This window comes from Pseudomonas sp. Sample_14, assembly GCF_004307515.1.
Taxonomy (GTDB): Bacteria; Pseudomonadota; Gammaproteobacteria; order Pseudomonadales; family Pseudomonadaceae; genus Aquipseudomonas; species Aquipseudomonas atacamensis.
Window position 1 is genome coordinate 1 of record NZ_RCOC01000029.1, and the last position, 17,084, is coordinate 17,084.

The window sequence follows — 17,084 nt, forward strand, 5'->3', positions numbered from 1 at the left end:
TCATGGGGGAGGCGGGGCCGGAGGCGATCATGCCGCTGACCAGGACCTCCAGCGGAAAGCTTGGGGTTATCGCTGCCGGTGGCGGCTCCGAAACTTCGATCAGCATCAACGCGCCGGTGACGGTGATGACGCAGGATCGCAGCTCCGAAGGGATGCAGATCGACCAGCAGGCCCTGTCGAAAAACCTTCAGTCGCAAATGCGGGCGGTGGCCGAAAAAGCCGTCGCCGACTCTTGGTACCCGGGCGGTACCAGCTTCCGAAACGCAAATGGGAGGGCCTGATGGCCATCGAGAAATTCACATGGCCAACCGGGCGCGGGGAAACACCCGATATCAACTATCGGGTGCGCTCCTCGAAGTTCGGCAATGGCTACGCCCAAAATGTCGGCGACGGACCAAACAACAAGGAGGACTCCTACCCGATTACCTGCGTCGGCCACAAGGTCAGGGTGCAGCAGATCATGGCGTTCCTCGATAGGCACGCCGGGGCAAAGGCGTTTCTCTGGACAACGCCGCTCGGCGAGCTCGGACTGTTCACCTGCAAAAATCCCGCTCCCACACCAATGGGCGGTGAGGTCTTCAAACTCACCGCCACGTTCGAGCGGGCATTCCAACCATAAGGGGCGATCATGCCGCTGATCACTGACATCCAGGTGCTTGAACCTGGCAGCGAAGTGCTGCTCTTTGAATTGGACGGCACGGACTACGGTGCGGACGTTCTGCGCTTTCATGGGCACGCGATCCCGCACACCGCGGCCGAACTGATCGCCGCCGGCGACAATGCCGACCAACTGCCGGCGAAGGCCATCTACTGGCAGGGCAACGAGTACAGTGCCTGGCCGATGCAGATTGATGGCATTGAGGCGAACGGCGACGGCACTGCGGTTCGGCCCACTCTGTCAGTGGGTAACGTCAACGGGCGAATCACGGCGCTCTGTTTGGCCTTCGAGGATCTGCTCGAGTTCAAGCTGACGATGCGTCACACGCTGGGCACCTACCTCGACTCGGCGAACTTCCCGACTGGCAACCCAACGGCAGATCCAACCCAAGAGACGATCGAGGTCTGGTACATCGACCAGAAAACGAACGAGGACGGGGAGAATGTCAGTTGGGAGCTGGCCAGCCCGGGCGATGTCGGCAATGAATCAATCGGGCGGCAGGCCACGACGCTGTGCCACTGGTGCCTCACCGGTGGCTACCGCGGGCCGAACTGCGGCTACACCGGGCCGTACTTGACCAAGGATGGCGTCGTCACCGACAACCCTGAACTGGACGAGTGCGACGCCACGCTGGGCAAGGGTTGCATCCCGCGCTTCGGCGAGGGTAACCCGCTGCCGTTCGGTGGCTTCCCTGCCGTTTCCCTGATCGCACGGAGCTGACATGCGAAAGCACATCTTGAACGCGATCCAGGAGCACGCGGCGGCCGAGTACCCGAAAGAGTGCTGCGGGCTTCTGCTGGCGATCGGGCGCAAGCAACAATACTTCCCCTGCGTCAATGTCTCGACCGAGCCGAACGAAGAGTTCCGGATCGACCCCGAGCAATACGCGGCGGCCGAAGACGTGGGCGAGGTGATCGGCGTGGTTCATTCACATCCGGACGCGACCAGCCGACCTTCAACGCGCGACCTCGCCATGTGCGAAGCGACGGCCATGCCGTGGCACATCCTGAGCTGGCCGGAAAGGGATCTGCGGACCATTGTTCCGACTGGTGATGTGCCGCTTCTGAAACGCCCATTTGTGCACGGCGCCTGGGACTGCTGGCAGGTCTGTGCCGACTGGTACAAACGCGAATGGGGGCTGGAGTTCGAAGCCTTCAAGCGTGCCGATGGCTGGTGGGAAAGCAAAGACCACACCAGCCTGTACGAAGCGAACTACGAGGCTGCTGGCTTCTACCGCGTCGACCAGCCGCAGCGCGGCGACATGATCGTGATGGAAGTGGGTCGCACCGTTTACCCGAACCACGCTGGGATCTTCCTTGGCGCTGATCCTGCGCTGCCAAGCGAGGATGCTGCGACGTTCGGCCCCGGACCGTTTCTGCTGCACCACCTGTACGGCAGGCCGTCAGAGGTCATAGTCTTCGGCGGGCCTTGGCTCGACCGCACGCGCTTGGTATTGCGTCATCGCGCCGCTCAAGTGAGTTCGCCAAGTGCGTAAATTGAGTACCCGCTGCTGGTTAAATGATTGACCTGAACTGATCCACCGATGTAGACCCGGTTGCCGATTTTCGGCTCTCCTGAAGCGCCTGTGCACGCATGATTTCGACGGCGCAATCTGGGAACGAATTGAGGTCAATGCCAGCAGCGTCGACGAGCTGCGGTTTCATTCCCAGCCCATAAGCTAACCACTCGGACTTGAAGTTCGATCCCGACCGGTAACCATAGCCATGAATTTTTCCAGTCTTGCCGGAAAACCCGAAGTGATAAATCGTTGCTGTCTGCTCATGCATAGCGGGGAACTGAGCATTCAGTTCGCGCCAGAGGGATTGAAGCGACTCGGTAGCATGAAGATTGACCGCATCTACATCGAGGGCAAAACCTTGTTCATTCACCAAGCCGACCCAACGGTTGAAGAGAGCAGCCGAACCTGTCCCGGCAACAATCATCTGGAGATGAGGAATAGCCAAGGCTTTGCTCGAATACCCGGGAGCGTGCCCGTCGGGATAATGTAAAAGCGTGTCTGTTGCGACGATTGCTTCTTTCGCGTCCGTATAAAATAGCAATGACGACATGTTGCCTCCTTGCAGCTGGATTTGGATCAGAAGCTACTACTCAGATCGGCTCGACGTGACTGGGGATTCGCACAGGCGGAAAAAGCCCGGGCGGGCCGGGTTTTGTGCATTATTCTTCGATAGAGATCGCGTTAAACGCGAACTGCACTCGGTATTGCACGAGAGAGAGATCTGGAATCGCCTCGGTGGCATACCGAACGGCATCGGGAAACTCGCTCGCGATCAGCATTCCACGAGGTCTCTCACCATCTTGCCGAGCATACCAACCAAGGTAGCGGGCGATCTGACCCACTGCAGAGTCTTTTGCTTGGCCAACCTTCAGTTCAATGACGACGCGGCGTCCCGTTGCGTCCTCTGCAAGGATGTCAACCCTGCCTACCTCGATATTGACCTGACGATTGACGAAACGAAGACCCTTCTCGATCGAGTCGAGGTTACGCACCAGATGGGTTTCGACGTCCCGCTCCAAGGTGATTGACGTCTCGACGAGCTCTTCGATGTTGGCTGCGTCCTCGACCTCGTATTCATCTGTCTGGCCATCCAGTGATGGGCCCCAGGTATTCACCCCATGAACCTGGGGGTCGTACCGATAGAAGCGCCCGTCCTCGTCACGGTAGAGGAAGCGATCAGCCCACTTGTGGTGAATATAGGCTTTGGAATTGTTGACTGTGCAGGCATAGAGGTGAGCCGAGAGTGTCCCTGGGGTCCATTGGCTTGTGTAGTTGGTGTCGATGTGATCTTTGATCTGCTTCCTTGTTAAACCGCCCGTTGCTTGCTCAACGAAGCTGCGAAGGGCTCCTGCCATCGTGGTCATGCAATGCTCCTGGGTCTTCAATCCGCGCCGAAATTGACGCAATCCCAGTCCTTGGGCTTGCAGGCAAAGGACTGGGGAATCCTTTTTCAATCGTATTCGTCGCGCTCAATCGTCAGTACCGGCCCACCAGTATGGCCTCGCATAAAGAATTTAAAAATTACAATGTGAGTGCCTGAGGTATCGAAATAGCTGATTCTCCCTTGCCATGGATCTTTCCCCGAAAGGCTGTATGAAGCTGATTTTCCGGGGAACTTGCTTTCTATAGCTTCCTCGAGAGCTCGTTTCTCGTCTGAGGGCATTTGAAACTGTCTGCTCAAAATAAACTACCTGTCTTGGAGGGGGGTGGCTGAAAGCTACTATTAAATCCTCCCCGCCATCTAGTGTCGTTTCATCCACGCTGGATGCCTATACAGAACAAATATTGTTTTCTCTAACCCTTGAAATTTACGGTAAAGCCACAATATCGGTGTGGTCGTTAATTTGGCGTGAGGAAGTCATGAGTACTGAATTCAATAAAGGGTACAGCAGGGGCTTTGAAGATGGTGAAGCTGGTAAGGAAATCGACGCTTACGGACTGAGTCCTCACTCTGATCAATACCGAGTTGGGTACGTACTGGGATTCGGTGAATCAGCATACGTTGGAGTGCCGCCTGATTATCGCTACAACCTCATTGGTGGGATGGCTTCTAAGTCCGGCGTATCCCTCAATCTCTTTGATCGCCATCACGATCTAGGTGATGAGGATTGGGAAGATTTCAAGAAAGGTTACGTCGGTGACGAGAATGAAGAAATCTTCGATGATGAAGATGAATTCATCGATTGACGATTCTTCAGCACAAAGATGAGCCCGGCCCAGCGCCGGGCTTTTCATTTCCGCCTGCGCCAGTGATATCTTTCACCATTTCTCACAGGAGTGACCTGCATGAAATTGATCGTAGGAGCGCTGTCGGTAGCGCTGTTGGCGGGGTGTGCATCTTCTGCCATTCCGGTCAGCCAGGCTGATCCGGTGCCGCGTGATGAGCTGTATGCCTTTCAAAATAAGCCGGCAGGCGAAAGCGGCAAGGTTACGGTCGTTCGGGACTCAGGAATGGTGGGATCTGGTTGTGACATAGTCGTGTATGTCGATGGTCGGAAGGCCGCGAAAATCGGCACCGGGCAGCGCGCATCCTTTTACTTGCCGCCGGGCAGTCCAAGCATCGGAGCGGGTCTTGCTGGCTCTGGGCTGTGTGGCGGGGCAGCCATTCGTACGATCTCTGCCAATGTGCAGAGCGGAAAAGAAAGCCTCTACCGAATCAGCGGAGATATGAGCGGCTTCTTTCTCGGTCCGTACGTCGATTATCAGTAAATGAATTTTCAATCAGCCGCCTTCGGGCGGTTTTTATTATGTCTGGAGAAAGTCATGCAATTGACCGTCGCACGCTATCAACCCATGACTACGATCAAGCTCTCCGGGTCTCTCGCGGCAAAATTTGGCAGGGTCCATCGACGAGTTTTGGATTCAGGTCAGGCTTGGGAGGCATTCAGAGCACTGAAGGCGACACTTCAAGGTTTCAAAGAGGAGATTCAACGACTTGATCGGCTTGGCATGCGCTTCGCCGTTTTTCGTAATAGAAAAAACGTTGGCGAGTCGGAGTTTGGATTGGGCGGCGCAACCGAGATTCGGATCGTGCCGGTTATTCACGGAAGCAAGAAAGCCGGGTTGATCCAAACTATTGTCGGCGCTGTTCTGATCGTTGCGGGTACATTTTTATCGACCACTCCCTTTGGTGCACCGCTGATCGGCGCCGGTATTGGCTTGGTCGCCGGTGGTGTGATTCAAATGCTCAGCCCTCAAGCCTCAGGCCTGAAGCAGAGCGCATCCCCCGAAAACTCACCGTCCTACGCCTTCGGCAGCGCCAAGAACACAACGGCCAGCGGCAACCCGGTGCCGATCTGCATTGGCGAACGCCGGTGGGGCGGCATGATCATCTCTGCCTCGATCCTGGCTGAAGACAAAGTGTAAAAAGTTTATGACTGAGGGGAGGCGGAAGGGCGAGGTTGCTTCTTAAAGTTTGAGGTCCGAATGTATCTAGCAAGCATCCATAACCCGCTACCAACTGCGGCAAACACTAGGGCGAAAAGCAATTCGGCCAATCCCTGGCCAATCTGTTGGGGCGTTACATATCTGGAGAGCATTTTTACCGAAGAGGTGATGATTGTGTATGCAGTGAAAATCCACAACACGGCTGAAATTGCGTACACCGGAAGCGAAAGGATTGTTCGTAGCCAAGTTGGAGCTTTTTTCATCAGCACTTATTTCCTTGATGACTGAGTCGAGCGCCTCATCGTAGGAGGGCTCAGCATGCGAATTCTATCATCACGACTTTTACAGAAATGCCATTAGGCCGCCCAAGAGGCGGTTTTTTTATGCCTGGAGGAAAGCATGGGCGCAGCAGCACAGATCGATATCAGCGGCGAGAAGGGTGGCAGCAGCAAGCCGAAGTCGCCGACCGAAGCCAGCGACAGCCTGCGCTCTACCAACTTGGCAAAGCTGCTGATCGCCGTGGGTGAGGGCGAGTTCGACAGCGTCCCGACCGATTACGACATCTACCTGGACAACACACCGATCCGCGATGCCAGCGGCAACTACAACTTCCCGAACGTGAAGTGGGACTGGCGCCCAGGCTCGGTGGATCAGACGTACATCCCGGGTATTCCATCTGTGGAGAACGAGACGTCGCTGAACATTGAACTGCGCAGTGATTCGCCGTGGGTGCGCTCGATCACCAACACTCAGCTATCCGCCGTGCGCATGCGGTTGGCCTGGCCAGCGCTGCAACGGTCTGATGACCAGGGCAACGTCGGCGGGTACCGAATTGAGTACGCAATTGACGTGGCCACCGATGGCGGCGCCTATCAGCAGGTGCTGGTGGACGCAGTCGACGGCAAGACCACCACGCGCTACGAGCGCTCGCGCCGTATCGATCTGCCCGACGCCACCACTGGCTGGCAGATCCGCGTGCGCCGCCTGACGCCGAACCAGAACACCAACAAGATCGCCGACACCATGCTGGTGGCTGGTTACACCGAAGTCATCGACGCCAAGCTGCGCTACCCCAACACCGCGCTGCTCTACATCGAATTTGACGCTGAGCAGTTCACTAACATCCCGGCGGTCACCGTGAAGTGCAAGGCGCGCCGCTGGATGGTTCCGAGCAATTACGACCCGATCGCGCGCACCTACACCGGGACATGGGATGGCTCGATGAAGTCGGCCTGGACCAATAACCCGGCGTGGATCACCTACGGCATCTGCACCGAAGACCGCTTCGGGCTGGGCAAGCGAATCAAACCGTTCATGGTCGACAAGTGGGAGCTGTACCGCATCGCCCAGTATTGCGACCAGCTGGTGCCGAACGGCCTGGGCGGTCAGGAACCGCGCTTTCTCTGCGACATGAATCTGCAGGGCAAGGCTGATGCCTGGTCGCTGCTGCGCGACATCTCCGCGATCTACCGGGGCATGACGTACTGGGCGCAGGGCCAACTGGTGATGCAGGCGGATATGCCGCGCGCGCAGGACTTCGACTATGTGTTCACACGGTCGAACGTGATCGACGGCAAGTTCTCCTATGGCAGTGCCTCGGCGAAGACCCGTTACACTCGGGCACTGGTCAGCTACGACAACCCGGCGAACAACTACGACACCGACATCATCCCGTTTGCTGACCTTGATCTGCAACGCCGTTATGGCGACCGGCCGACCGAATTGAGCGCAATTGGCTGCACTCGCGCATCCGAGGCCCAGCGCCGCGGCAAGTGGGCGATCCTCAGCAACAACCAAGACCGCACTGTCTCGTTCAAGACCGGTATGGAAGGTGTTATCCCGCTTCCCGGGCACATCATCCCAGTGGCGGATTCGCTGCTGGCTGGTCGCGAAGTGGGCGGCCGCATCTCGGCGGTGGCGGGGCGGGTGATCACGCTCGATCGCGACACCCAGGCCAAGGCCGGTGACCGACTGATAATCAACCTGCCGGGCGGCCGCGCTGAAGGTCGCACCGTGCAGAGCGTGAACGGGCGCGCGGTGACCGTCACGGTCGCCTACAGCGAACCGCCCGTTGCGCAGTTGCAATGGGCGCTCGATGCCGATGACTTAGCTATCCCGCTGTACCGCGTGCTTCGCACCAAGCGCACCACCGAGGGTGACTACGAAATCAGTGCGCTCCAGTTCGAGCCGAGCAAGTTCGCATTCATCGACACCGGAGCCCGCTTGGAAGAGCGCCCGATCAGTGTGATCCCGATCACCGTTGTTCCGGCGCCGGCGAGTGTTTCGCTGTCGTCGACTTCATCGGTTGTTCAGGGGTTGGCCGTGGCCACCATGACGATCACTTGGCCGGCCGTGGATGGCGCGGTCGGCTACGACGTGGAGTGGCGCAAGGACAGCGGCAACTGGATCAAGCTGCAGCGCACCGGGATGACCAACGTGGACGTCGTCGGCATCTACGCTGGCGCATATGTGGCACGGGTGCGCGCGGTGAGCGCCTTCGACATCACGTCGCCGTGGCGAAACTCGATCTTGACCAACCTCAGCGGTAAGCAGGGGCTGCCCCCGGCGCTGGCGTTCCTGACTGCCACGCCGCTGCTGTTCGGCATCTACCTCAAGTGGGGATTCCCTGCTGGCGCCGAGGACAGCCAGCGCACGGAGATCTGGTACGGGCCGACGACCGATCTTGAGGCCGCGACCAAGCTGACAGACCTGGCCTATCCGCAGAGCGATTTCTCCATGCTCGGCCTGCGCGCCGGCGTGACCTTCTATTTCTGGGGCCGCATCGTTGACAAGATCGGCAACATCGGTCCGTGGTATCCGATCGGTCTTGGCGTGCAGGGGCAATCCAGCTCCGATGCTGCTGCCATTCTGGAGATGATCGCCGGGCAAATCACCGAAACGGAACTGGGACAGGATCTGCGAGACGAGATCGACAAGATCCCTGGCCTGCAAGCTCAAATCGATGCGCTTGACGGCTTGAAGGGGTACGACCCCGAAGCCACCTACGACGAGTATGACTTGGTGGTGCAGGGCAAGCGGATCTACCAGGCCACCGGGCCGGTGCCTATCGAAACCCCACCGCCGAATCCGCTCTACTGGCTCGACGTTGGGCAGACAGTGGAGACGGCGAACGGTCTTGCCCAGCAGGTGGCGACCAACACCGCCGAGATCATCGAACTCGACGGGGAGGTCACAGCTCAAGCCACAGGCTTCGAAGCCCTTCGCGCCTCCTACCGAGACGATGACGGCGCTGGCGATCTCGCGGACGCGATCAAAAGCTACACCAGTACCGCGGCGATCGCTTCCGAATCGAAGGTACGAGCGTCCGAGAACGAGGCAATGGCAAGGCGTGTGACGACCTTCGACGCAAAGATTGGTGAGAACGCGGCGAACATCACCGAACTGGAAGAGGTGGTGGCCACGAACGAATCAGCGACCGCGACGAAGATCGACCAGTTGAATGTTTCCGTCGGGGAAAACTCGGCGGCCATTCAGCAGACGTCAACAGCCTACGCGGACACCGCCGGCAAGCTGAGCACGATGTGGTCGGTAAAGATGCAGGTCACGGCGAATGGGCAGTACGTCGCGGCGGGCATTGGGCTTGGGATCGAGAACACCGGTGCAGGCCTGCAGAGCCAATTCCTGGTCAGCGCCGACCGCTTCGCGATCGTCAACACCATTGCCGGCGGCGCGATCGCGGTACCGTTCGCAGTGCAGGGCGGGCAGGTGTTCATGAACTCGGCGTTCATTCAGGACGCCTCGATCGGGAACGCCAAGATCGGCTTCTTCATCCAGTCGGACAACTACATCGCCGGGGTTCAAGGCTGGCGCATCGACAAGGCTGGCAACTTCGAGCTGAACAGCCCGCTGGGCGGTGGCGCTCGCCAAGTCATCAACAACAACGGCGGCAGGGTGTTTGATGAGAACGGTGTGAAGCGCTATCAGTGGGGGAATTTGAACGCATGAGCTTCGGCATAAGGATATGGGGCGCCGATGGGGCGCTCCAGCTGGATGAGAACTCATTCACGATTCGCGTCGTGCTCTCGGTGCAAGTCACGTTTGCACTGGGGGCCAGCAAAGGAACGCAGGACTTCGCCGTTCCCGGTGTAGGCCCTGGCAACGGAACGGCCATCGTGGTTCCAATCGGTTCCTATCCCCAGACTCAAATGCAGTTCGAAACCGAGATGCTTGACGGAGTCGTCCGCGTCTACAACTACACCCGGACGTACGCGGCGAGCACCACGTCGTCAGGAACCATGCGCTTGATAGTAATGAGGTGGAGCTGATGAGCTACGGCGTTCAGTTCACAAACAACAATAACGTCGTCACTTTGGATTCAGAGTTTGCACGGCTGATGGTCATTGCTTCAGGGCGATACGCACCAAACCAAGAGTCTGGGCTTGGCTCGGTTACTACGTTTGCACGCCCCGTTACCTCGCAGGAGCCTCCGCTCGTATTCGTGCGACCGGACACTATCAACGGCGTCGCCGGGCTTTGCCGCATGAGTCTTATCGGCTCTGCGGGTAACTGGACTGGCTTTTATGTCAGAGCATACGACGCCAGCGTTGCCGGTCTGAATGGGCGATATTTCGTTGCCGCCTTTGGGGCCCAGCCTGTTGCTCAATACGGGATGCGTTTGTGGGATGGCGCCGGGAAACTGCTTTTTGACTCAGGCACGCCGAACGCAACGTTTACCCGTGGATTCCAGAACTGGACGTATGTCCGCTATGACACCACGCCTCAGGGCCTGACGCGGATCTTCTACAGCGTTCCGTTCAACTTCCCTGAGAACGAGTACATGTTGCTCAACACATTCGGCATGCCGATGACTTCGGGCAGCGGCATCCCTCGCGATCTTTATTGCTGGTGGGATTTCCCCAACAACGCTCTACGCCATCACCATTGCGGCATCGAACCCCTTCGCTTTCTTCCTGCCGGCAGTGTTCGCAAAACAAGCCGCATAACCCCATTTATAGGATGCACACCATGCCCTGGTACAAATCAGGAACGGTTTCTGTCACCCAAAATTCCAACGCGGTGATCGGCACGGGTACTGCTTTTATCGCCAACAGCCGGGTCGGCGACGGCTTTCGCGGCCCGGATGGTCGCTGGTATGAGGTGACCAACATCGCCAGCAATACCGCTCTGTCGATCTCGCCGAACTACGAAGGTCCGACAGCTGCCGGTGGCTTCTACGCGATCATGCCAGTACAGGGCTATCAGAAGGATCTGTCCGACCAGGTGCGCGCGATCCTCAACGATTACGGGGAAAAGCTGGCGGCGCTCGGCACCACTGGCAACTACGAAATTTTGCCGGCAAGCAAGGGAGGTACTGGCATCGACGATCTCTCGGTATTCATTGAGGGTTTGTTAAGCGCTGTTGATGCGACGGCTGCACGATCAACGCTTGTCGCTGCGAAGTCTGGGGCAAACAACGACATCACTTCGCTCACCGCGCTCACGACTGCCATTCCGCTCTCAATGGGTGGAACGGGAGGGAAAACGCAAGCGGCTGCCCGGACAGGCCTTGGACTTGGCTCGGCCGCAGTTGCTGCAATTGTCGGAACGGTCAGCCAGTATGGGGGATTACCCACCGGCGCACTTATGGAATACGGCACAAACAGCGGCGGCGAGTTCTGGAAATTTGCATCCGGGCTGATGATCTGTACCAAGAAAGTTGCTCTGGGTGCTACCAGTTTTGCAGCTGGCCCTATTTTTACGTGCGTAAGTTCTGCTGTAGGCGCAATGCCAGCCGTGTTCGCCGCGAACCCATACGTGGCCGCAAACGGAATCTCTGACGCATTGGGGGGCGGATGGGGTTCGTGTTACGTAAATTGGAGCGCGTCAACTTGGGGCAGCTGGGCGATTTACACGGAGGTGTCGAGAACGAGCGCCTCAACTCTTAACCTTATCGCGATCGGGAAGTGGTTCGTATGATCATCAAATTAGTCGGACAGCGCCGAGACGATATTCTTGAGGTGGCGAAGGACGGCGACACGCTCATACTCAATGGGGAAGCTTTCGATCTATCGCCTATTGATGAAGGCGACACGCTGCCTCGCCAAGCCATAGAGTCCGAATGGTTCGCTGGCTCGGTTGATCGGGTTAACGCGGAGCTGGTGCTTACCCTGATACTTCCAAACCCTTGGAACTACAGCCCTGAACAGGCCTTCCCTGATGACCTCGTCAATGTGCTGGATGGCCGCGTTGAACTGCCGAAGCCACTTCCCAATGGTGACGTTGACTCTGATCTACCATCTCTGCCCAGCCCCCCAACGCCGGGCCGGATCGACTGGACCCAGCTCGTTACGAAAGAAATGAAAACCGCGGCCGAACAAGCAGCCCAGCTGGTTTCTGCCAAGGCGGGACTGGCTGCCAGGAATAACAAGGCGGTTACTCAGATCGCGCGCATTCAGGATCGTGTCGATACGATTGGCTTCGGCATTGATATCGGCGAGGCCACTGCTGATGACGAGGCCGAGCAGGCCGCATTGTTGATCACCCTGAAAGCTTGGAAAGCGTACAAGTTCGCACTCGGCAAGGTCACCGTACAGCAGACCTGGTATCAAGCGCCGGTATGGCCAGCCGAACCACCGATTCCGGAAATCATCGCCTCGCCTTTGCTAGGCGAGTCAGAAACGATCTGACTTCAGCTGAACACCGAAACCCGCCAGTCAGCGGGATTCTTTTTGCGTGGAGAAAAGTCATGCCTGTAACCGAGAAAGATCGCGATATCCTCGCCCGCACGATTTGGGGGAGGCCCGCGGCGAAGGAGCTGCCGGCCAGATTGCCGTGGCCTGGACGATCCGCAATCGTGTGTTCGATGGAAAGGAAAAGTCTGAGTGGGGACGAGCCCGACCGTCTCGATAACAATCCCGGGGTACAGTATTCCCAAATGGAGGTGAGTAATGAATGCATTCATCAATGAGAATGGTATTTTAGTGTCGTTCGGATTTATGGGGTCTGACAATGACAACACTTTAATTCCGCTGCCTGACGATTTTTCGATGACTCCGGGCCTCGCTCAATACATAAACGGGGATTGAGTGGAATATTTGCCTCCAGTTGACTACAAGTCGATCCATCAACCAATCAAGGACCAGCTCATGGATGCTGCGATGGAGACCACTCAGGGATGAGCGACGCATTCGTTGCTGGGCTTCTGTCTGATACTGAGGTCGACACATTCAAAGCTTGGGCGGTATACAAGCTGCAGCTGAGCAAAGTTGATACAGCGCTGAAGACTCCAAAGTGGCCGTCAGTACCTGAATCCTGAGGCGCAATGGTAGACGAAACGTCTTCATAGCTTGGTGCTGCATGTGACGATTGGTTCGGATTTTTTCCCCATGCCCACTAAGTCCGCCATCCCATTGAGTATTTTAGATTTGCATTGAGCTCGATGGGAAGCCATGCGATTATTGGCGCTTTTTGAATGGCGGAGTAAAGATGGGCGGCTCAGGGAAGATAGAGTTTGCAAATACTTTGCGGGGGATTGCTGCTCTGTCCGTGATTGTTGCACATTACTTTGATGTCTATTGGACGTCGCCTGTCACGGTGTCGGCATTAACAAATGCACCTCTATTAAATCATCAAGAAATACCTGTCTTTGTATCCGCAATCCAATTATTTAAGTATCTAAACCTTAATTATGGTGCTTTTGGGGTGGGGTTGTTTTTTTTGGTTAGCGGGTTTGTCATTCCGATATCGCTTGAACGGAAAGGGGTAGCTGATTTTATTGTGAATCGGGTGCTAAGGATTTTCCCGACGTATGTTGTAGGATTCGGTATAACGCTATTGGCGTTGCTGCTGTCTTGCTATTACTTCGATGTTTCATGGATGTACTCGAGGGATGAAGTTTTGATCCATTTTATCCCTGGCTTGCGAGATCTTTTATGGTCTAAAAATATAGACGGGATTGTGTGGACGCTTGAGGTTGAGCTTAAATTTTATATCATATGCGCCTTATTTGTGACGTTGTTCAAGCGTGGATCTATATCGGTGTTTGCTATACCTGTATTCATTGCATTGATAGGTGCCTATGCCTCAATCGTACTTCCTGAGTATGGAGAGAGTAACGCATGGCTTTACATTAAGCTTTTAACTTTTATTTATCCAGCAAAGTTTATAGTGTTCATGTTCTTAGGTGTTGCGCTTTATTATTATCACTCGGGGAAGATGTCGCTGCTAAAAACATCTCTTGTCTCGATAGGATGTTTTTCATTGTTCGCCGCAATGTGGGTGCACGGACCAGAAAAAAATACAGCGACACTGGTTTATAGTTACGCCATGGCGCTTACTTTTTTTGTTTTTGCAATGGTTTGGCCGACATGCTTCCAGTCGAATCGAATCACTGATTTCTTGGCAAATATTAGCTATCCTCTTTATGTCATTCATGGCGTGGCCGGATATGTGGTTTTGAGAATCTTGTTTGATCTGGGCGTGGCACCATTGGTTTCTTTGTTTGCAGTAGTTGTGATGGCTTTATATATTTCCTGGGTGATCCATATTTGTGTTGAAAACCCGTCGCAGAGATTGGCGAAGTGCTTGTTTAGAAAGAAGGTGCTTCCTCTTGTTTCGGAGTTTCCTCAGCAAATAAAACAACAAACGCCGCCCCCGCCAAGATAAACGTATGACTGCCACCGATAGATTCCCCCAATATTGGATGCATATGTAAATATGGTGAGATAAGGGGCAAAGGCTTCGCCTTCGCCATTAAGGCGACGGCCTGCGACCATCGGTGTCCGCGCTGGCTATACCATTTGGTACGGCGCTAGGTTAGTATCATTGGTTTTCGAAGGGTGTCGGGCGCAGAGTATGTTTAAATTTTACGGACAGTTTGAGCCTCAAGTTGATCGATTTATCTACGAAAGGTATTTTCGTGATGATGGAATGCGGGGGATTTTTGTGGAATGTGGCGCGTTCGATGGAGTGACCGAAAATTCTTGCAAGTTTTTTGAGGAAACACTTGGGTGGAAAGGTTTCAATGTGGAACCAGTGCCTTGGGTCTACGAAAAGCTATGCGTGAACCGCCCCGACTCAACAAATCTTAACTTTGCTCTTTCTGATAAGGTTGGTACTGCGACATTTCGCGCTGTTGATCATCCTGACTTCGGCGTGGATTGCACTAACGGATCGCTTGCGCATACAGAGAAACACCTCTCAATCCTTGAGGGTGACGGATGCAAGTTTATCGATGTCCAAGTCAATCTACTGACTTGGCCTGAATTCATCGCTAGAAACGAAATAAATCATGTTGATCTGCTGGTGCTCGATGTGGAAGGGCACGAACTCTCTGTCATCTCCGGCATGCAAGGTTGCCCTGTGCTTCCGGGTGTTCTTTGTATCGAAGTTGGGCATTTGGATTTGGACGAGATTCGTTCGAAGGTCACCGAGCTGGGTTATGTCTACGACGTCTCCTCGCATGTGAACGCCTTTTTCATTAGGCGCGATTTGGTTCCCCTCTTTGCATTCAGGTCGAGTCACTTCGAAGGCACCTCGGTAGCAGTTGCTCCCGTAGAACCTACGGTTACTGTTTCGTCTTCGCCGGAGGCGTCACCGCCAGACACATCGGTACAGGATGAAGCGGTAGCGATGCTAACATTAGAAAATGCGCAACTTCGAGCCGATCTGAACAGCACCAGCGCGCACCTCGCGGAGTTGAGTGCGTTGTATGACAGCATCGTCTCATCAAAGGCCTGGAAATTTATCGAGCGTATTAGGAGTTTTAGACGCTGACAGTTAACGCAGTATCAAACGAGCCCGCCTAGATGCGGGCTTTTTTTCGCCTGGAGAAAAGTTATGACCGCAACCGAAAAGGACCGGAACATCCTTGCGCGCACCCTGTGGGGAGAGGCCCGTGGGGAAAGCTTGGCCGGCCAGGTGGCAGTGGCCTGCGTCATCCGCAACCGCGTGAACGATGCCAAGGACCGTTCATGGTGGGGCGAGGGCTATGCCGGTGTGTGCCTGAAGCCGTACCAGTTCAGCTGCTGGAACAAGACCGACCCGAATTATCAGTTCCTGATCGGCGTGAAGCAGATCCCGTTCCGCGAGCTGGCGCAGTGTCGGATCGCTGCTGATCAGGTGATCGACGGCAAGGTGCCAGACCCAACCGGCGGCGCCACGCACTACTACGCCATCAGCATCAAGGCGCCGGCCTGGGCAGCGAAGGCCAAGCAGACGCTGAAGCTCGGGCACCACGTCTTCTTCAAGGACGTGCCGTAGCCAGAATCTGGCTCACTCTTCCTCCTCACGATCACGGATCTCCCTGAGCAGGCGCTGATTTTCTTGGAAGAGGTGTTCTCTCTGGTGCTCGACGGTCGCAAATCGGCGTCTTTCGGTCAATAAATCCCTCTCGGTGCACTGAAGCTTCGCCCTGAGAGAGTTTCGCTCTTCCGTGAGTCCGTCATTGTCTCGGACCAGGCCCTGAATATTTTCCAGTGCACGCTCCAGCTTGTGGGTCAGCGCTTCGAATTCGTTCTCGCACATCCTGAGCTGGTGTCGGCAGGTTTCGAGCGGAGTCGGGTTGCCGAGCCAATCGTGGGTGTCTTCTATGTAGAGGGGGTCCATCATTACGCCTTGCTGATACTGTTTGGATATACAGTAGTCGAGGCGCGTAGATTGAGCGAGGGTCTGGCGACGGACTGTAAGGATTAACGCCACACGGTCGACCTGTCTTCTTGATGAAGCTGGGGCGGCTACAGAGTCAATGGACAGCAGAGGACCGAGGGGCAGAAGCGCCCTCAAATTTGGAAATTTCTTTCACCCAGAAGCGGCGATATTTGGTCTGATCTGGAGGCAACGGATTTTGATTCGGCCAAAAGGTTTCAGCTTTTAACCCGGCACGGTAAGCCTCCCACTCTTTTTCCTGCGCTACGTCCTGAGCTTTTTTCTCGTCATCGAACCAGCCAAGTACATAAACCTCGCCCTGATCCATACCGTGCTCGATTAGAAGATAGATCTCTTTCATACGCTTGAACCTGCTACCACCAATTTAAAAAATCCCCAGCCGGGGGCACTATCCTGCCTATCGGCGATGTTTTTCATTTATTGAGCTTTATCGATGAGCGTCGTGAAGTCAATTTTGATGGTGAGCTGCTCGACTCGGCGAGATGCTCACTACGGGGTCATCATGACGGCGAGCGTCATCTTGATGAACTCCTCGTTTCGGTCGATCGCTTCCAGGGCGCCGCGCACGTTTTCAGCAACGTCGGCCGCGCCGCGCTGCTCGACCCAAAGGGTGAGTTCCATGATGGCGGCTTCAAGGGCAAGTTGGTTTTCGTTGATCTTGGCGAGCAGGGAAGGGAGTGGATCTGAGTTCGGCATTGGGTGTCCTCCATGGAAGAACCCAGAATAGCAGAGGGAGATTTGATCGGCAGAACGCCGGGGAAGGGCAGAGCACTGTAGGAAAATTCAGCGCTAAGTTGTTGATTCTTATAGCGGCTAAGGCCAGTTTTCCAACCTGATATTTTCGGTGTTTTTCCGTTATGAATCAATAGGTTACGCCAGTTCCGAGGTCACCTT

20 protein-coding genes and 2 pseudogenes are annotated in these 17,084 nt (G+C 55.6%); 17 read left to right on the plus strand and 5 right to left on the minus strand.

Features of this window, described 5'->3' with window-relative positions; all coding sequences use genetic code 11:
• The 4 genes from D8U61_RS06865 to D8U61_RS06880 form a co-directional block, all read left to right on the plus strand.
• Nucleotides 1-281, plus strand: a 281-nt coding sequence (locus tag D8U61_RS06865; RefSeq protein ID WP_130926655.1) for a phage tail tape measure protein, incomplete at its 5' end; no start/stop codon positions are given.
• On the plus strand, nucleotides 281-619 hold the full coding sequence (locus D8U61_RS06870; RefSeq protein WP_130926656.1) for a phage tail protein: 339 nt from the start codon (nucleotides 281-283) through the stop codon (nucleotides 617-619). The genes D8U61_RS06865 and D8U61_RS06870, both read left to right, overlap by 1 nt.
• 9 nt (nucleotides 620-628) lie before the next feature.
• Complete coding sequence (locus D8U61_RS06875) at nucleotides 629-1,378, plus strand: phage minor tail protein L (protein ID WP_130926657.1); 750 nt, start codon at nucleotides 629-631, stop codon at nucleotides 1,376-1,378.
• 1 nt (nucleotide 1,379) lies between these two features.
• Nucleotides 1,380-2,153, plus strand: coding sequence for a C40 family peptidase (locus D8U61_RS06880; protein ID WP_130926658.1), 774 nt, complete (start codon nucleotides 1,380-1,382; stop codon nucleotides 2,151-2,153).
• A gap of 19 nt (nucleotides 2,154-2,172) precedes the next feature.
• On the opposite strand, the gene D8U61_RS06885 is transcribed toward D8U61_RS06880, so the two are convergent.
• Both D8U61_RS06885 and D8U61_RS06890 read right to left on the minus strand, forming a co-directional pair.
• Nucleotides 2,173-2,727, minus strand: coding sequence for a hypothetical protein (locus D8U61_RS06885; protein WP_130926659.1), 555 nt, complete (start codon nucleotides 2,725-2,727; stop codon nucleotides 2,173-2,175).
• 109 nt (nucleotides 2,728-2,836) lie between these two features.
• Nucleotides 2,837-3,541 carry an endonuclease NucS domain-containing protein gene (locus D8U61_RS06890; RefSeq protein ID WP_130926660.1) on the minus strand — a complete coding sequence of 235 codons (705 nt, stop codon included), beginning with the start codon at nucleotides 3,539-3,541 and terminating at the stop codon, nucleotides 2,837-2,839.
• 496 nt (nucleotides 3,542-4,037) lie between these two features.
• On the opposite strand from D8U61_RS06890, the gene D8U61_RS06895 reads away from it, so the two are divergent.
• The 13 genes and pseudogenes from D8U61_RS06895 (at nucleotide 4,038) to D8U61_RS06955 (ending at nucleotide 15,785) form a co-directional block, all read left to right on the plus strand.
• A complete protein-coding gene (locus D8U61_RS06895) occupies nucleotides 4,038-4,364 on the plus strand; it encodes a hypothetical protein (protein WP_130926661.1) in 327 nt (108 codons plus the stop codon).
• A gap of 99 nt (nucleotides 4,365-4,463) precedes the next feature.
• Nucleotides 4,464-4,886 carry a hypothetical protein gene (locus D8U61_RS06900; protein ID WP_130926662.1) on the plus strand — a complete coding sequence of 141 codons (423 nt, stop codon included), beginning with the start codon at nucleotides 4,464-4,466 and terminating at the stop codon, nucleotides 4,884-4,886.
• 54 nt (nucleotides 4,887-4,940) lie between these two features.
• Entirely contained in the window at nucleotides 4,941-5,543 is a 603-nt protein-coding gene (locus tag D8U61_RS06905) for a tail assembly protein (protein ID WP_130926663.1), read from the plus strand.
• A 420-nt stretch (nucleotides 5,544-5,963) separates the two neighbouring features.
• On the plus strand, nucleotides 5,964-9,530 hold the full coding sequence (locus D8U61_RS06910) for a phage tail protein (RefSeq protein ID WP_130926664.1): 3,567 nt from the start codon (nucleotides 5,964-5,966) through the stop codon (nucleotides 9,528-9,530).
• Between the two features lie 8 nt (nucleotides 9,531-9,538).
• Complete coding sequence (locus tag D8U61_RS06915; protein WP_125926752.1) at nucleotides 9,539-9,850, plus strand: hypothetical protein; 312 nt, start codon at nucleotides 9,539-9,541, stop codon at nucleotides 9,848-9,850.
• Nucleotides 9,850-10,528, plus strand: a pseudogene (locus D8U61_RS06920) (hypothetical protein). Before D8U61_RS06915 ends, D8U61_RS06920 begins: the two are co-directional and overlap by 1 nt.
• 22 nt (nucleotides 10,529-10,550) lie before the next feature.
• Entirely contained in the window at nucleotides 10,551-11,501 is a 951-nt protein-coding gene (locus D8U61_RS06925; RefSeq protein ID WP_130926665.1) for a phage tail protein, read from the plus strand.
• A gap of 380 nt (nucleotides 11,502-11,881) precedes the next feature.
• Nucleotides 11,882-12,211: a phage tail protein gene (locus tag D8U61_RS28055; protein WP_232245451.1), complete on the plus strand. Its 330-nt coding sequence runs from the start codon at nucleotides 11,882-11,884 to the stop codon at nucleotides 12,209-12,211.
• 59 nt (nucleotides 12,212-12,270) lie between these two features.
• A pseudogene (locus D8U61_RS28060) lies at nucleotides 12,271-12,413 on the plus strand (cell wall hydrolase); the annotation flags it as partial.
• Between the two features lie 59 nt (nucleotides 12,414-12,472).
• Nucleotides 12,473-12,610 carry a hypothetical protein gene (locus tag D8U61_RS27765; RefSeq protein ID WP_177433313.1) on the plus strand — a complete coding sequence of 46 codons (138 nt, stop codon included), beginning with the start codon at nucleotides 12,473-12,475 and terminating at the stop codon, nucleotides 12,608-12,610.
• A 400-nt stretch (nucleotides 12,611-13,010) separates the two neighbouring features.
• Nucleotides 13,011-14,189, plus strand: a complete 1,179-nt coding sequence (locus D8U61_RS06945) for an acyltransferase (protein ID WP_130926668.1) — start codon at nucleotides 13,011-13,013, stop codon at nucleotides 14,187-14,189.
• A 189-nt stretch (nucleotides 14,190-14,378) separates the two neighbouring features.
• Nucleotides 14,379-15,299: an FkbM family methyltransferase gene (locus D8U61_RS06950; protein ID WP_130926669.1), complete on the plus strand. Its 921-nt coding sequence runs from the start codon at nucleotides 14,379-14,381 to the stop codon at nucleotides 15,297-15,299.
• 63 nt (nucleotides 15,300-15,362) lie between these two features.
• On the plus strand, nucleotides 15,363-15,785 hold the full coding sequence (locus D8U61_RS06955; RefSeq protein ID WP_125926685.1) for a cell wall hydrolase: 423 nt from the start codon (nucleotides 15,363-15,365) through the stop codon (nucleotides 15,783-15,785).
• Nucleotides 15,786-15,797: 12 nt separating this feature from the next.
• Here D8U61_RS06955 and D8U61_RS06960 read toward each other — a convergent pair whose 3' ends face one another.
• From D8U61_RS06960 to D8U61_RS06970, 3 genes are all read right to left on the minus strand, one after another.
• The gene (locus D8U61_RS06960) at nucleotides 15,798-16,130 is read right to left on the minus strand and encodes a hypothetical protein (protein WP_125926684.1); all 333 of its coding nucleotides are present in this window, start codon (nucleotides 16,128-16,130) and stop codon (nucleotides 15,798-15,800) included.
• A 136-nt stretch (nucleotides 16,131-16,266) separates the two neighbouring features.
• Entirely contained in the window at nucleotides 16,267-16,530 is a 264-nt protein-coding gene (locus D8U61_RS06965; RefSeq protein WP_125926683.1) for a hypothetical protein, read from the minus strand.
• 149 nt (nucleotides 16,531-16,679) lie between these two features.
• The gene (locus tag D8U61_RS06970) at nucleotides 16,680-16,886 is read right to left on the minus strand and encodes a hypothetical protein (RefSeq protein ID WP_130926670.1); all 207 of its coding nucleotides are present in this window, start codon (nucleotides 16,884-16,886) and stop codon (nucleotides 16,680-16,682) included.
• Nucleotides 16,887-17,084 lie beyond the last annotated feature (198 nt).

Bases quoted from the DNA above. Each gene is read 5' to 3' on its own strand.
- D8U61_RS06925 (WP_130926665.1), top strand. From the start codon at position 10,551: ATGCCCTGGTACAAATCAGGAACGGTTTCTGTCACCCAAAATTCCAAC.
- D8U61_RS06885 (WP_130926659.1), bottom strand. From the start codon at position 2,727: ATGTCGTCATTGCTATTTTATACGGACGCGAAAGAAGCAATCGTCGCA.
- D8U61_RS27765 (WP_177433313.1), top strand. From the start codon at position 12,473: ATGAATGCATTCATCAATGAGAATGGTATTTTAGTGTCGTTCGGATTT.
- D8U61_RS28055 (WP_232245451.1), top strand. From the start codon at position 11,882: ATGAAAACCGCGGCCGAACAAGCAGCCCAGCTGGTTTCTGCCAAGGCG.
- D8U61_RS06945 (WP_130926668.1), top strand. From the start codon at position 13,011: ATGGGCGGCTCAGGGAAGATAGAGTTTGCAAATACTTTGCGGGGGATT.
- D8U61_RS06950 (WP_130926669.1), top strand. From the start codon at position 14,379: ATGTTTAAATTTTACGGACAGTTTGAGCCTCAAGTTGATCGATTTATC.
- D8U61_RS06890 (WP_130926660.1), bottom strand. From the start codon at position 3,541: ATGACCACGATGGCAGGAGCCCTTCGCAGCTTCGTTGAGCAAGCAACG.
- D8U61_RS06960 (WP_125926684.1), bottom strand. From the start codon at position 16,130: ATGGACCCCCTCTACATAGAAGACACCCACGATTGGCTCGGCAACCCG.
- D8U61_RS06875 (WP_130926657.1), top strand. From the start codon at position 629: ATGCCGCTGATCACTGACATCCAGGTGCTTGAACCTGGCAGCGAAGTG.
- D8U61_RS06910 (WP_130926664.1), top strand. From the start codon at position 5,964: ATGGGCGCAGCAGCACAGATCGATATCAGCGGCGAGAAGGGTGGCAGC.
- D8U61_RS06900 (WP_130926662.1), top strand. From the start codon at position 4,464: ATGAAATTGATCGTAGGAGCGCTGTCGGTAGCGCTGTTGGCGGGGTGT.
- D8U61_RS06905 (WP_130926663.1), top strand. From the start codon at position 4,941: ATGCAATTGACCGTCGCACGCTATCAACCCATGACTACGATCAAGCTC.
- D8U61_RS06870 (WP_130926656.1), top strand. From the start codon at position 281: ATGGCCATCGAGAAATTCACATGGCCAACCGGGCGCGGGGAAACACCC.
- D8U61_RS06965 (WP_125926683.1), bottom strand. From the start codon at position 16,530: ATGAAAGAGATCTATCTTCTAATCGAGCACGGTATGGATCAGGGCGAG.
- D8U61_RS06970 (WP_130926670.1), bottom strand. From the start codon at position 16,886: ATGCCGAACTCAGATCCACTCCCTTCCCTGCTCGCCAAGATCAACGAA.
- D8U61_RS06895 (WP_130926661.1), top strand. From the start codon at position 4,038: ATGAGTACTGAATTCAATAAAGGGTACAGCAGGGGCTTTGAAGATGGT.
- D8U61_RS06880 (WP_130926658.1), top strand. From the start codon at position 1,380: ATGCGAAAGCACATCTTGAACGCGATCCAGGAGCACGCGGCGGCCGAG.
- D8U61_RS06955 (WP_125926685.1), top strand. From the start codon at position 15,363: ATGACCGCAACCGAAAAGGACCGGAACATCCTTGCGCGCACCCTGTGG.